Annotated in this window: 16 protein-coding genes; all 16 read left to right on the top strand. The window is 40.0% G+C overall.

Annotated elements, in window-relative coordinates; all coding sequences use genetic code 11:
• Nucleotides 1-77 precede the first annotated feature (77 nt).
• Nucleotides 78-710, top strand: coding sequence for an NAD(P)-dependent oxidoreductase (locus GWK08_RS16390; RefSeq protein ID WP_163608338.1), 633 nt, complete (start codon nt 78-80; stop codon nt 708-710).
• A 145-nt stretch (nt 711-855) separates the two neighbouring features.
• The gene (locus tag GWK08_RS16385) at nt 856-1,824 is read left to right on the top strand and encodes a YitT family protein (RefSeq protein ID WP_163608337.1); all 969 of its coding nucleotides are present in this window, start codon (nt 856-858) and stop codon (nt 1,822-1,824) included.
• 9 nt (nt 1,825-1,833) lie between these two features.
• A complete protein-coding gene (locus GWK08_RS16380) occupies nt 1,834-2,304 on the top strand; it encodes a DinB family protein (RefSeq protein WP_163608336.1) in 471 nt (156 codons plus the stop codon).
• 35 nt (nt 2,305-2,339) lie between these two features.
• Nucleotides 2,340-3,083, top strand: a complete 744-nt coding sequence (locus tag GWK08_RS16375; protein ID WP_163608335.1) for a hypothetical protein — start codon at nt 2,340-2,342, stop codon at nt 3,081-3,083.
• A 44-nt stretch (nt 3,084-3,127) separates the two neighbouring features.
• On the top strand, nt 3,128-3,829 hold the full coding sequence (locus GWK08_RS16370) for a YEATS-associated helix-containing protein (RefSeq protein ID WP_163608334.1): 702 nt from the start codon (nt 3,128-3,130) through the stop codon (nt 3,827-3,829).
• A gap of 36 nt (nt 3,830-3,865) precedes the next feature.
• Entirely contained in the window at nt 3,866-4,267 is a 402-nt protein-coding gene (locus GWK08_RS16365) for a hypothetical protein (protein WP_163608333.1), read from the top strand.
• 130 nt (nt 4,268-4,397) lie between these two features.
• Nucleotides 4,398-6,710, top strand: coding sequence for an outer membrane beta-barrel family protein (locus GWK08_RS16360; RefSeq protein ID WP_163608332.1), 2,313 nt, complete (start codon nt 4,398-4,400; stop codon nt 6,708-6,710).
• Nucleotides 6,691-7,731, top strand: coding sequence for a sensor histidine kinase (locus GWK08_RS16355; RefSeq protein WP_163608331.1), 1,041 nt, complete (start codon nt 6,691-6,693; stop codon nt 7,729-7,731). Before GWK08_RS16360 ends, GWK08_RS16355 begins: the two co-directional genes overlap by 20 nt.
• The gene (locus GWK08_RS16350; RefSeq protein WP_163608330.1) at nt 7,728-8,411 is read left to right on the top strand and encodes a LytR/AlgR family response regulator transcription factor; all 684 of its coding nucleotides are present in this window, start codon (nt 7,728-7,730) and stop codon (nt 8,409-8,411) included. The genes GWK08_RS16355 and GWK08_RS16350 overlap by 4 nt, the downstream gene beginning before the upstream one ends.
• 130 nt (nt 8,412-8,541) lie before the next feature.
• On the top strand, nt 8,542-8,976 hold the full coding sequence (locus tag GWK08_RS16345; RefSeq protein ID WP_163608329.1) for an SRPBCC family protein: 435 nt from the start codon (nt 8,542-8,544) through the stop codon (nt 8,974-8,976).
• A 173-nt stretch (nt 8,977-9,149) separates the two neighbouring features.
• Nucleotides 9,150-10,019: a DPP IV N-terminal domain-containing protein gene (locus GWK08_RS16340; protein WP_163608328.1), complete on the top strand. Its 870-nt coding sequence runs from the start codon at nt 9,150-9,152 to the stop codon at nt 10,017-10,019.
• 40 nt (nt 10,020-10,059) lie between these two features.
• Complete coding sequence (locus GWK08_RS16335; RefSeq protein ID WP_163608327.1) at nt 10,060-11,082, top strand: NHL repeat-containing protein; 1,023 nt, start codon at nt 10,060-10,062, stop codon at nt 11,080-11,082.
• 3 nt (nt 11,083-11,085) lie between these two features.
• Nucleotides 11,086-11,865, top strand: a complete 780-nt coding sequence (locus tag GWK08_RS16330; protein ID WP_163608326.1) for an alpha/beta hydrolase family protein — start codon at nt 11,086-11,088, stop codon at nt 11,863-11,865.
• Between the two features lie 28 nt (nt 11,866-11,893).
• Complete coding sequence (locus tag GWK08_RS16325) at nt 11,894-12,736, top strand: hypothetical protein (protein WP_163608325.1); 843 nt, start codon at nt 11,894-11,896, stop codon at nt 12,734-12,736.
• Nucleotides 12,737-12,930: 194 nt separating this feature from the next.
• Nucleotides 12,931-13,758, top strand: a complete 828-nt coding sequence (locus tag GWK08_RS16320; protein ID WP_163608324.1) for a cyclase family protein — start codon at nt 12,931-12,933, stop codon at nt 13,756-13,758.
• A gap of 23 nt (nt 13,759-13,781) precedes the next feature.
• Nucleotides 13,782-15,197, top strand: coding sequence for an ADP-ribosylglycohydrolase family protein (locus GWK08_RS16315; RefSeq protein WP_239524943.1), 1,416 nt, complete (start codon nt 13,782-13,784; stop codon nt 15,195-15,197).
• Nucleotides 15,198-15,214 lie beyond the last annotated feature (17 nt).

Below are 15,214 nucleotides of genomic sequence, written 5' to 3'. Positions count from 1 at the left end.
TCAACAGTTCGGTCAAAATACATTTTATCGTATTTTAAAATTTATGAGATTAGCATTAGAATCCTAATTTTAATAAAATGAATCTTCTAATCATTGGCGGAACAGGGAAAACAGGGCGTCAGTTGATAGCTCAGGCACTTGAAGAAGGTCATTGTATTACGGCAATGGTCCGTAATCCTGCGAAAGTGAAGCTCGAAAATCCCAACTTAAAGGTATTAAAAGGGAATGTTCTGAATTCTGAAAATGTGGAAGCTGCCGTCGAAGGACAGGATGCTGTACTATCTGCACTGGGGCATAAAAAATTTTTTATTAAAACTACCATCTTATCTGAAGGGACAAGAAATATCATTACTGCAATGAAAAAAAAGAAGCTTAGCAGATTCATCTGCATCACCTCTTTAGGGATTAGAGATAGCAGGTTCAGGCTTGGTTTGTACTATACTTTGTTTGTAATCCCTGTTATTCTTTTTTTCTATTTCAGAGATAAATCCAAACAGGAAAAATTAATTATGCAAAGTAATCTGGAATGGACCATCCTTCGTCCCGGTCAGCTCACCAATGGGAAGAAAAGAACAAAATACCGCCACGGACCGGATTTAGGCAGTTATGTTCTGACTAAAATGATCTCACGAAAAGATGTAGCACATTTTATATTGAAAATACTAAGAGAGAAAACTTATATTCATAAAACTCCCGCCGTAATATATTGAATAGAAAGAATCGCTCTAACCCAGACTTTGCACGAACTTCAAATAAAAATCTTATCTTTAAGTACAACGGGCTGATTCCGGAATCCCAGAGCTTTCCATTTAGATTTGTCTCTATTTTCCAATTCTGATAATACTAAAAGATAAAATGAATCCGATTTTTAAATATATCGTTACGGAAACAGTCAAGCGACAGTTTAAAAAACGGGACACATTACCTTCTTCAAAACAGTTTGAAAAGGAGATCCAGAACACCAAAGTTGAACTCAGGCACTTTCTGTCAGATAGTTTTATGATCTCTATGGGAATACTGTCGGCCAGTTTCGGATTAAACGGTTTTTTACTTCCCAATTCTTTTCTCGACGGCGGAGTAACCGGAATTTCCCTGATCGCAGCCGAATTGACCGGTATACCCCTTTCCATTCTGATCGTCCTTATCAATGTTCCTTTTATTGCGCTGGCTTTCTATACAATTGGCCGGTTGTTTGCTATAAAAAGCATCGTGGCCATTATTCTCCTGGCTATCGCTATACATTTTATTCCCTTTCCGTCTGTAACCGACGATAAATTGCTTATCGCCCTTTTCGGTGGTTTTTTCCTGGGTCTGGGTATAGGACTGGCAGTTCGGGGAGGTTCTGTTATTGATGGTACTGAAGTTCTTGCCGTTTTTGTGGGGCGCATCACCATCCTTACCATTGGGGATGTCATATTGATCTTCAATATTATTATTTTTGCCGTCGCCGCTTATGTGTTTTCTGTGGAGATCGCACTTTATGCCATCCTTACCTATCTGGCAGCATCGCGAACGGTAGACTTTGTAGTTACGGGAGTTGAGGAATATGTGGGAGTGACCATTATTTCTCAAAAAAGCGAGGAGATCAGGCTTGCCATAATAGAAAAAATGGGCCGAGGCTGTACTTTGTATTACGGGAAAAAAGGGTTTGCAGGCAGAGGAGAGCCTTTAAAAAAGACCGATATCGTATATACCCTGCTTACCAGACTTGAGTTGTCCAAGCTACAGACCGAGGTCGATAAGATAGATAAAGATGCATTTATTGTCATGCATAGTATAAAAGACGCAAAAGGGGGCATGATCAAAAAAAGACCTTTAAAATAAGTAAACTGAATGAACGCCATAGAAACGATCCTGCTTAACTTTTCCGAGATCAGAAGACGAAGTATTAAACTGTGGGAAGGGATTCCAGAAGAGCATTATCACTGGAAACCCGACGAGAAAGCCATGTCTGTTATAGAAATGATACGTCACGTCCTGGAGGGAGAACACCTCTTTCATCAGATCATTGAAAAGAGAGGAAACCTCGGTGATTACCCTTCTCCCTGGGAGAATCTGGAATACAGCGACCTGAAGAACGAATTGGACTTTGCAGAATCCTACCGGGAGGAATTCCTTATGATGATAAAAAGTTTAGATGAAACCGATCTGGAGAATATCCGGATCGACCGGAGTGAAGTCAATCAAAACAAAAAACTGGGAGATTACCTTAATAGAATTGCCTATCACGAAGCCGTTCATACAGGTCAAATGCTTGCTTACCTCAGAACACTGGGAGTTAAACGGCCTTTGATCTGGGATTAATATAAAAGAAGATAAGATCTAAACTATTCATGAAAATGTTTTGGAGCAAAAAAACTAAACTACCCATTACTGCAGAAGATAAGGAGTGGATCGATTTTGATCTGAATTGGCTTCGGGCTGAATTTGGTGAAGATCATTTTCAGGAAATCAGAACTGTTACACCAACTATTGATTTTTACGATAGAGCCTTTACCGGAATTGAAGAAGATGCCGAGTTTATTCTAGAAGTCACTATGGAATTAATGGATATTCGGGATGTCGATATAAAACTGCAATTGTTTTCAGATCAACCAATAGAAATGCAGGATGGTAGTATTCTCTCTACTCCTGCAGATATAAACGGTAAATGGAAAAGTGCTTCGGGAACTTTTGAAAAAAACAAAAAAGAAACAATAATCTCACTCGAAAGAGGGCAACTTAAAAATCCTATTTCAATGATCTCAACAATCTCCCATGAACTAGCTCATCAAATTCTGTTAGGAGAGAATCGAATTGAAGAAAATGATGAGTTTTTAACCGATCTGACCGCTATATTTTATGGGTTTGGTGTTTTTCTGGGTAATTCCAGATTCAATTTTTCAACAAATACAGGAGGAGCCGGATTCGGTTGGGAAATGAATAGTCAGGGATACTTGCCTGAACAGATAATTGCATATGCCATGGCCTGGTTATCTGTTGAAAGAAAAGAAAATACTGAGTACAAAAAGTTTCTAAACAAATCCATGCTAAAATACTTTAACCAGAGTCTGGATTACTTAAAAAGTGATAAAGCAAAATAATCCTTAAATTAGTACTCCCCTCCTTACCTAAAACAATAAATGCTATGAATCATATCTCTATCCTTATCGTTTTGATAGTCGCTATCGGAGGGCTGGCGGGACTTACCAACTATCTTCTTCTGTATTACAAAGGAATGATCACCCAAAAATGGGAGGTGCTCCGGCATTTGCTCAGTGGGATCGGAGCTGCTATTCTGGTGCCTCTTCTGTTGAATATGATGTCCAGCGACCTCATCAGGCATACAGACGATTACGATCCTATCAATTATTTTGTCTTTGCCGGTTTTTGTTTTGTGGCCGGGTATTTTTCAGATCGCTTTATCAATACCATAGGCGATAAGATCCTGAAAGATATTGAGAACACCAGAAATAAGGCCGACCAGGCGTTAAGCCAGGTACAGGAAAATGAAGAGAAAGTAGATCTGCTGGTATCTAACGAGGCAGAAATTGAAGAAGAAGAGGTACAAACAGAACCTCAGATCGATCTGGCCGGTTTCAGGTCGCAACACCAAATGGCCGATGATGATGCTCAGGATCAAATAGACGGGGTGGTCAATGCTTTTACCGGGAAATATAAATTCAGAACGCTTGAAGGCATTACCAAGGAGCTAAAATCCACCACTGGAGTCGTACGATCTCTCCTCGAGGAAATGGAAAAAGAAGGAGCTGCCAAAAGACTGACCCGCCAGGACGGAAAGACCATCTGGGGGCTTACCCATAAAGGAAAAATGTTAACTAAAAAGTAAGGTTTATTCAACTTTCAATAAGCATTATCACTACCTATGAGGGAAAAGAAAATTCAGAGATATTCCAACGTCGAATTACTATACGTCATAAAAAATTCAAAAGATAATTCTAAGGTTTTAAGGGCAAAATCTGAACTTTCCACACGAAATTTAAAGGATCAGGAATTGGAGCAGGTTGAAGAACAGTATAAGCTATTTCTTGAGCAAAAGGAGAAAAGAGAAAATGAACTTCTCGCATGGGATGAATGGATCATTTACTTTTTATTACCTGTAGGTTTTAATCACCGCATGGGACCATCTAAAGATCATATTGATATGGAATCGGAAAGGTTTAAAAAGTACGGTTTTAACAAAAAGTTGTGGCAAATGACAACAGCACGTATGTTTGGTGTCATTTTCTATATAATTATCCTCTTTATAATTATTTTTTCAAGGTAAATAAATCCTTAGAGGCATCAGCTTTCGACTAAAAATCATTTAACAGATCGGTTGGGTATGTTTACAGATTAAAATTCTATCCTATTCCCCTATGTTTCATTTTTGAGTATTCAATCAAAATACGATCAAAATGAAATCCCTGTTTTTTTTACTGTTCTTCCTCCTAAGCATTTCTCTGTTCTCCCAGAAAACCCATTTAAAAGGCAAGGTAATCGATAAGCAGGATCAGGAGCCAATTGCCTATGCCACCGTAACCATTTACAACGGCACAAGGCTTATAGATGGAGTTTCCACAGATGAGGAAGGTAATTTTCAGCTTAAAACAACTGCTCCTTTTACTCACCTGGAACTTAGCTTTCTGGGTTATAAAAGTTTAAAGCTTCCTTTTTCGGAAATTAAAGACCCGCTCCATCTTCTGTTTACACTGGAAGTCGATATAAATAATCTTGATGAAGTTGTACTTAAAGGAGAGCGTACTCTGACCCGGTTTAAAACAGACCGGAAAATAATCAACCTGGGGAGCGATATTCAGCAGTCCGGAGTAAATGCTCTGGAAGCCTTCGATCAGATCCCGGAAATACAGGCCGATATAGGTACCGGCACTTTATCTCTAAGGGGGAATGACAATGTTCGTCTATTGATCAATGGGAAACCTTCCTCCCTGAATGCAGTTGAACTGCTGGAACAGGTCCCGGCATCCCTTGTGGAGAGTGTGGAGATCATTACATCGCCTTCCGTAAAGTACAGGGCTGACGGCTTATCGGGGATCATTAATATTAAGCTAAAAAAGCAAAATGATCCCGGGCTGAGTTTAGGCCTGAACAGCTCTGCAGGGACAGGGGGAAGATTCAGAACGAGTACAGATGGAAATTACAGGCTTCCCTTTGCTAATTTCAGATGGAGTCTCTCCCGGGCGGAAAGCGACATTACCAATAACCAAACTATAAGGCGCTTGTTCAATGACGGGAACACCGAAAATATTTTCACTCCCTATAAAACAGACGGGCTTATTTACAGGATTTCGTCCGGTCTTGATCTCTTTGTTAAAGACAGGCATGAATTCTCGGTAGAATTCAACTTTACAGATGATTCACATACCTCCTCAAACTTATCTTCTTATACTGATGTAACCGATCGCGATGATTATGAATATCTGAGAGAAAGCAGTCATTTTCATTATATAACTATCCTCAATGCTAATTACCGGTTAAAATTTGACAAAAAAGATCACTTTCTAGAGCTGGATTACCACACCAACATTAGTAACAATGACTATCCCATAAGAGATCTTGAAGACGGTATCCTTCAGTTCGATCAGTTCCTGACAGAAGATTTTGTCCTCCAGTCTATAGCAGCCGATTATAAGCTTCCGCTAAACGGTAAACTTCTCGCAGAAGCCGGAGTGGTAAGGAGCTCTCAGATACTGGACAGCCGAAGTTTATTAGATCCCTCCAATGGCAGCGCCTCAGACAATAGTTTTAGTTATGATGAAGAATTATGGGGTATCTATGGCTTGCTAAAACTGGCTCATAAAAATTTCACCCTTCAAACAGGTCTGCGTTTTGAGTACTTTTATTCGGATTCTCAGATCAGGGCTGAAGGGTTTCGAAACAAGCAAAAGTTTGTCAATCTTTTCCCTTCCTTTCATTTTTCTTATAAGATCAATTATCTGAACACTCTTAACCTCAGTTACAGCAAACGTGTATCCAGGCCTGATTTCCATCAGTTAAATGCATTTCAGATCGTAAGCCCTCTTTTTATATGGGAGTACAATCCCGGGATAACTCCTGAATTCAGTGATAATATTGAATTGTCTTATCAGAAGAACTCTAAAAAACTCAATCTGAACCTCACAGTCTTTTACAGACATCGGAAAGATGTTATTCTGTGGACTGAATCCTCAGAAAACAACAGGCAAGTCTTCCGCTATGAAAATGCAGGAAATTTCAATTCCCTGGGATTTGAAAGCAGTTTTAATTACAAAATAGCCCCTTTCTGGAGGTCCAGGCTGACTTCCAATTACTATTACACAAAAATTAACCGGAACATCAATGTTAGCTGGCATGATCTTTTTTCTTCGAACATTCAGTTTAAAAACACATTCAATATCGGAAAGAGGATTACTGCAGATATCACTTATCTTTATAATTTTAAGCAACAGCGGGCTTTTAATTTTTTGGCGCCCAGGAACCGGTTGGATCTGGCTGTACAGGGAAGCTTTTTTGAAAAGAGGCTTTCAACAGCTTTCAGGCTGGTAGATGTATTGAACAGGAATGTATTTGAAAACAATAGTAGGAGCTTAAACCTTAGTCAGCATACCGTATGGGATATCGAATTGCAAAGGCGGAACTTTTTAGTCAGTATAAATTATAAATTGTTTGAAAGTAAACTGAGATCAAGGAACAGGAAAAACAGAAGGTATAATGAAGCACCGATCGATTAATTACAGGAATAATCCGGAGGTAAGCGTATTCATGCGGGAGCCCTTTCTTCATATTGCTTTCTGGCTAATTTATTTTCTGTACCCCTTTTTAAAGTCGATTGGCCCGGCAAATTCTCCTTTTCATTTATACAGTCAGTTAAATGATCTGTTCTTTGGTATGATCGTTTTTTACGGTTCCTATTTTTTCTTCTTTCCCCTCGGAAAAAAATGGAGTACAATGGTTTTTCTCCTTCTGTTCTTTTGCGCCACCGGTTACCTCAATTTCAGTATTCACAACTATCTCTTCGGAGGTACCCATACGGCATCTTACTGGACTTATTCTCTCAGCTATATTTCCACTTACATTATCCTTTCCCTGTTTGCATTTGTGCTCTTTGCAATAAAAGACACTTATAAAACTCAACAGGCCCTGGAAGAAGCAGGCAGAAAAGAACAGGAAGCTAAATTATCAGGACTGAAGGCCCAGATCAACCCTCATTTCCTTTTTAACACCTTAAACACCATATATTCAAGCGCTTTGAAAAAGGATGATAAAACCCCGGAAATGATCCTGAAACTATCGGATAATTTCCGTTATATCCTTCAACAGACACAAAAGGAACGGGTTCCCCTTAAAAAGGAGATCGCTCATATTAAAGATTATATCAGCCTGCAGCAGATCAGGCTTGCCAGTAAAATAGCTGTAGATCTGAATATAGAACTGGATGATGATGAACAATTGATAGCCCCGCTCCTGATCATTTCATTCCTCGAAAATGCATTTAAATACACCAGCCTTCTAAAAGGTTCCGGGCACCCGATAAAGATCCGTGTAACTTTAAAAAACAGGCAATTCTATTTTTATTGTGAAAATCCGTTCAGTAAAAAATCGGCTGAAGACATAGATAAAAACTGGGAGCAAAGCGGGATCGGGATCTCAAATACCAAAAAAAGATTACAGTTCCTCTATCCCGAAAAGCACAAGCTCAACATAGATGATACACAAAATATTTTCAGAGTAACACTTCAATTACAACTATGATATACTGCCTGATCCTAGAAGATGAAATATCCGCACAGGAGGTTTTACAAACCTATATTGAGAAGACTGCCTTTATAAGCTGTATAGGGGTTTACGAAAGCGGACTGGATATTCCCTATGAACTGTTGCGCAAGGCAGATATTCTTTTTCTCGATATTCAACTCCCGGAATTAAGCGGCTTGTCCTATTTAAAGACTATTGCCAGGCCGCCAAAGGTAATTGTCACCACCGCCTATTCCGATTATGCCGTACCGGCCTTTGAAGAAAATGTTCTTGACTATCTGGTAAAACCCTTCTCCTATGAGCGTTTCCTGAAAGCCATTGGCCGGGCCCGCGACATGCTTCGGATGGAAGGAAAACAACCGGAAGAACGCTTGCTTTTATATGCAGACAAAGCAGTTCATAAGATCTCGACAAATGATATTCTCTATCTTAAAGCTGAAGTAGATTACGTAAAAGTGGTGACTCCGGAAAAATCTATTCTGATCTTGGACAGTTTAAGGAATTGGGAAGAGAAACTAAGCGATTTAAATTTCGTGAGGATACATCGCTCTTACATCATCAACACTGATAAAATAGATAAAATATCAGGGAATCAGGTGTTCATTTCCGATGAAGCTTTACCTGTCGGGAAAGTCTACAAGAATAAATTTCTAAAACATATAAAATATCCTTACTGAAGATAATCTGTGTAATGCAACTCTCAAAATCCTGAAAAAAGTAAAGCCGTCATTTAAAATTCCATATCCGAATTAGTATCTTTAAGCTTCATATTGATATTATTCAATCTAATATTAAATTCAGAAACCTATGAAAACTACTGATCAACCGGTAATTGTGGAACAGGTTTTCAAAATATCCATCGATGAACTATGGGATTCCATAACTCAGCTTCCCCTTATGAAGCAATGGTTTTTTGAAAATATTGAGGAGTTTGAAGCCGAGGTCGGTTTTTCAACACGATTCAATGTACATAGTGAGGGACGGGATTTTCTTCATTTATGGGAGATCACCGAAGCCGATGCTCCCAGAAAGATCGTTTATAACTGGAAATATGAAGGCTACGAAGGCGATTCTTTTGTAAGCTTCGAATTATTTGAACAAAAAGGAGGAAGTAAACTTCGGTTAACACATAGGGTAACTCAGGACTTCACATCGGATGTTCCCGAATTTAACAGGGATAGTTGCTTAAACGGATGGAAGTATTTTATAAGCGGAAACCTTAAAGATTTTCTGGAAAGTTAACTTCTCATCATATTCAATTTAATCACTTTCTTTTAAAAACAGACATTTTGAAACTTATTAAAAGGATCATGATCTTTCCGTAGGGTTTTGACAGTTGTTGGCAATCCTTTAACGCTCTTTTTAAAAAGGAATACCTAATTTTAAGTCAACCTGAACCATTAAAATAAGCGGCAATGAAGATCCTTCTTCTTTATCTGGCAATTTTTATGGGTACGATCTCTTCCACTGCTCAGAAGGAAAAGATCCTTACTCATCATAAAGCCGATGATCGCTATGCCAGCTACTCTCCTGACGGAAAACAGATTATTTTCGAATCCAACAGGGACGGGAACTGGGAGCTATATCTTATGGCTTCTGACGGAGGTGATCTTCAACGCCTGACTTCGAATACTCATGACGACAGGAGACCTTTCTGGCATCCGGATGGTAAAAAGATCCTTTTTGAGTCCAATAAAAACGGACGTTTTCAGCTTTTTGAACTTGAAACCAAAACAGGAAAAATCACAAAGCTGCAGCTTCCTGAAATGGAAGGAGAACCTATCTTTGCAAGCTATTCTCCTGATGGAAAATATATTGCCTTTTCATCTGGTAAAAGTGATGGAACTTCCGATATCCGTATTGTAAGCAACAAGGGGCAGAACCTGGAAGCTCTGATCATTTATCCGCATCGAAATTTATACCCCAGGTGGTCTCCCGATGCCAAATCCCTGCTGTTCTTTTCCCGCCATGAAACCGATAACAAAGACGATGAGATCTACCGCATTAATCTGGATGGTTCGGGTAAAAAACGCCTGACCAACTGGCCAAAACACAATTTCTGTCCTTCCTGGTCTGCAGACGGGAAGAAAATAGCCTATGTGACTTCTATGGAAAACAGCAGACCGGAGATCTATATTATGAATTCCGACGGAAGCAATCAGCAAAGAATAACCTACAACAATGACGGTGACACCCTGCCAAACTGGTCGCCTGACGGTAAAAAACTACTGATCACGGCATTCAGGAACGGCAATTATGAGATATGTGAACTAAAACTGGATTGAGAAATAGATATGTCGGTTTACTTCAACTTAAAAACCAAATATGAAATATACAATCGTTAAGATATTTATCGGATTACTGTTTTTAAGTCAGGGGCTTTATGCGCATCCTTCATGGAGTATAGTAGTAGACAAACACCGTAATATTTACTTTGCCGATCTCGCTCACAACGGGAACGGGACCATATGGAAATTAACAAAGGACGGAAAGCTGACCGCATTACTAAAAGACACCCATAGTCATAAGGTAATGTTGGATAAGGAAGGTAATCTCCTGGCCGAATACGTGGGGAAAGGTGACCGGGAGGGTTTTCTTATTCGTATCTATCCGGACGGGAGAACCGAAACCCTGATTCGAACGGAAGACGGAAGTAAATTTTCAGTCAATTGTGATGTCGCTCTTAGCGGGAACGTGTATTTCAATTATCAAAAGTATATCTGGAAACGCGATCCTGCCGGAAAGATCGTCAAACACAGTAATCACAGATTGGAAGCCGCTCAGAGCCTTTATGTTGACGAAGAGGAAAATATATATGTTCCTGACAAAGGTGTTGATAACGGGATCCTTCTGAAGATCGATAAGAGTGGGAAAGCTGAAATTATGGCAAGAGACCTTATCTCCAGACTGGACAGACCCAGGGATTTTCATAATGATGTTTTACTGGGTCTTACCAAAGGTTGTGACGGATATATGTATGTAGCCGAACTGGCCGGGCAACGTATTATTAAAATAACTGAAAACGGGCAAACCCAAACCTTTTACAGATCTGAAGGAGATTGGTTTCCTACGGGGGTCGATTTTTTTGCAGGTGATGCCTATATCCTGGAGTATAAGAATAAGAACGGGAATAACGGCCCAAGAATAACCAGGGTTGATGAATCCGGAAACAAAAGCATATTGTTTGATTACGACGCTTATTCGGAAAACAGGCCTGATACCCGGAAAGAGAGAAATAATAGTATAGAAGCCATCTGGCTTTATATTTTGGGAGGACTGGGATCAATCCTCCTTATCGTAGCAATCCGGAAGCTTATTTACAACAATAAACTTAAATTCAATACTTAAATTATGATGAAAAATACGGTACTTATCGGAATCGGGATCCTTTGTATCCTCGTATCCTGTAAACAGGCTGAGCCTGAAAAACAGAGTAAAGAAGAAAGCAGTACGGAGATCAGTTTTTACACTGCTGACAGCCTTAAAATAGCAGGAGATCTGTACGGATCGGATAAAGAAGCTCCGGTCATTATGCTTTTCCATCAGGGAGGTTCCAATGCCAGAGGAGAATACAATTCTATAATTCCGGTCCTTTTGGAAGATGGCTTTAATGTTTTAGCGATCGATCAGAGACGGGGAGGACAGACCTACGGTAGTTATAACCGGACCGTGGCTAATATTTCTATAAACAACTATGGCTATTGCGATGCTTATCCCGATCTGGAAGCTGCTCTGAGTTTTATTGAAGGTTCCGGATATACAGGAAGTAAAATTGTATGGGGAAGTAGTTATAGTGGTACTTTGGTTATTAAACTCGCCCATGAGAATCAGGATAAAATAAGTGGTGTACTGGCTTTTTCACCTGCTTCGGGAGGCCCTTTAAAAGATTGCCGTCCTGATGCCTATTTTGAAAGTTTAAAAACACCTCTCTTATTGTTAAGGCCTCCGGGGGAAATGGAAATAGAAAGCGTAAAAGCCCAGTTCGACCTTGCCAATCAACACGGCCACCAGACCTATGCTGCGGAAAACGGAGTCCATGGCTCTTCTATGTTGGTAGAGGAGCGCGTAGGAAATACGGTTGAAGATAACTGGGATATTGTCAGGTCTTTCCTCAATAAATTCAGAAATTAGTACTTTTAATTTCTTTAAACGTATAAGATTGAAAAAGTTAAACAGTAAAATTGCAAACCCCGTATTCCTGACAAGCCTGCTTTTACTCATTCTTAACGATTGGGTCTTTAAAGATTATTTCCACAATGCGGTTACCGGAAAACTTTCGGATTTTGCAGGGCTTTTTGCCTTTCCTTTTCTATTCAGTTTACTCTTTCCGCGTTTTACCAGACACATCCACATATTTACAGTTTTGTTGTTTATCTGGTGGAAAAGCGAATTTTCACAAGCTTTTATTGATTCCGCAAATTATTGGGGAATTCCTCTTTACAGGACCGTGGACTATACAGACCTTATTGCTCTTGTTTCTGTTCTTCTTTCCTACCATCTATTAAAAAAAGAAGTTCAGATAAGTTTAAAACCTATACTGACCAAAGCTCTTGTGTTTGTTTCATGCCTGGCATTTATGGCAACAACTGCACTTCCCCGTCATCCGAAAAAATACGTAGGTATCGACAAGGAATACCATTTTGACTTCTCCAGACGGGAACTGATCTCCCGCCTGAATATGGTACAGTTAAAGGAAATAAGACGGCTTAATAAATATAACGGACTGATCGACTTTAACGAAGAATCTAATGTCTTTCATTACAAGGGAGAGACAGATACTCTTGCCCTGATCCTTGATCCCCGGAAATTAGGAACACAGGATACCATCAGTTTTAAAACTTCTTTTGCCGAAATACAGATTATGGGAAATGAGGAGGAGTCTGTTTTAAGATTAGTAAATGTATATAAATTTGTTCGTTCGACTTCGGATAAGGATTTCAGGGAAAAGGCCATAAAACAATTCGAAAAAAGATTAGTCAGGAAGATCGGAAGGTATCGCTAAGCCGGCGCAATAAAAAATAATCAGACATACAATATTGAGCTCCGAGATTTTATCCTCGCTTAGCGTTAAATTTCCATTAGCTATTCTGCAAATTCGTATTTTTATCAGAAGGAGGGAATTCTACGTACCCAAACAGAAAAATAAATATCTCAATGTTAATTACACATAATTTTCATTAACCAAAAAACTAAAATATGAAAACACTAACTGTATGTAGTCTAATAAGTCTGGTTCTGTTAACAGCATGTAACAGCAATACGGAAGAGGCCAGGCGTCCGCTACCACCAACTCCTACCCTTTCTCTTGATGGAAAGATCGTAGATCTTACTCACTCTTTTTCCGAAGAGACTATTTACTGGGTAACGGCCAAGGAATTTGAACTGGATGTGGTTGCCAAAGGACAAACCGATAAAGGGTTTTATTATTCTGCCAATAATTTTGCTACTGCAGAACACGGCGGAACCCATATTGATGCGCCTATTCATTTTGCAGAGAACCGTCAGTCGGTTGATGAGATCCCCCTGGAAAAACTCATCGGAAGCGCTATAAAAATAGATGTAAGTGCTCAGGCTAAGAATAACCCGGATTATCTTATCAGCATCGAGGATTTTAAAAACTGGGAGGCCAAGCACAATTCTCAGATCCCGGATGGAAGTATTGTCCTGCTGCAAACGGGCTATTCGGAATTCTATCCGGATAAAGTAAAGTACCTGGGAACAGATCAGCGAGGACCCGATGCCCTGAAGCTTCTTCATTTCCCCGGCCTGGATCCGGAAGCAGCCGAATGGCTGGTTAACAACAGGAAAATAAACGCTATCGGTATTGATACCCCGAGCATAGATTACGGTCAATCCGAGTTTTTTAAAAGCCATGTAAGCCTGATGACACAGGATATTCCGGCTTTTGAGAACCTGACCAACCTCAACAAACTACCCGAAAATGATTTTCAGGTGATCGCCCTGCCGATCAAGATCAAAGGAGGATCGGGAGGTCCTTTACGGATTGTTGCGATCCTTAAATAGCTTCAACCAGACAAGCAACCGGTTTGAAAAAAAGTAAATACAAATATATTTTACGGGGAATGGCTTTTATGGCATTCCCTTTTTTGTTTTCCTGCGAGCAGCAATCCAAGGAACAAGATCCGCTAAGTTCGGGTAATGCCCTGTTCGACCCTCATCTGAAATACAACGAATACACTCCGAAAACTTCAGATCGGCAGATCTCCAGAAGCGAATATCTGGACAAGCTCGAGGGTTTCTGGCTGGGCCAGTGTATAGCCAATTGGACGGGTCTGATAACAGAAATGGATAAAATAGGGAATATCGGAGAGATCAAAACCGGCGATTTCTACACCAGGGAAGACTGGGGCAAAGCCGATAAACCGAGTATCTGGGGTGAAGGTCAACCCAGTAAAATATCTCCTGTTATCGATTTTGTTTTTAAAGACGAAAACGAGCTATGGGGAGCTGATGATGATACCGATATAGAATATATGTATCAGCATCTTTTATACACGTATCGTACAAGCATTCTAACACCTCAGCAAATACGTGATGGTTGGTTAAAACACATTAAAACGGAGGAAGAAAATTATTTATGGGTTTCCAATCAGGCCGCATTCGATCTGATGAGGAAAGGTACTCTCCCGCCCGGAACAGCCGATCCGGAAAAGAATCCTAATACAGAGATGATAGATGCTCAGCTTACTACCGAGATCTTTGGTTTCTTTGCTCCGACCCGCCCGGATATTGCCTTAAAAATGGCATATCTTCCCATACGCACATCAGCCCGGGAAAATGCTGCCTGGATATCCGAATTTTATGTGATCATGTATTCCCTGGCACCGGATATAAACAAGGATGAAAAATTAAAGGATCAGATCCTGTCCCTGGCAGATATAGCCCGTAAACGCCTGCCTGATCATTCCTATGCCGCCGCGATGTACGATTTTGTTAAGGAAGCTTATAATGCCGGTCTACCCTGGGAAACATTAAGAGATGAAATTTATAAGAGATATCAGGTGGAACAGGCAGATGGTTATGATATAAGCTCCCGGAAATTGTATTGCAACGGTTGTTTTGCTGCAGGGATCAATTTTGCTGCAAGTCTTGTCAGTCTTTTTTACGGGGAAGGAGATATAAAGGAAACGATCCGCATCGGAACACTGGCAGGCTGGGATTCCGATAATCCGACTGCTACCTGGGGAGGTTTATTGGGATTTATTCATGGGAAGAAAGGTGTGGAGAAAGCTTTTGACAGGAAATTTTCGGAAAAATTCAATATTCACAGAACACGACAAAACTTTCCAAAAGGCGTGGACAGTTTTCCCGAAATGGCAAAAAAGGGTGTATACGTTATTGACCGGGTGATACAGGAACAAATGAAAGGCGGGATCGATCTTAAAAAAGATATATGGTATATCCCTAACAAAGAGTTAATTGTCATTCCGGCCAGAGAATAAATTTTTAACTTACAGCA

The organism is Leptobacterium flavescens (assembly GCF_010671605.1).
GTDB classification, from domain to species: Bacteria; Bacteroidota; Bacteroidia; order Flavobacteriales; family Flavobacteriaceae; genus Leptobacterium; species Leptobacterium flavescens.
Note: the sequence above shows the minus strand (reverse complement) of the source record. Positions and strands in the feature narration are given on the sequence as shown.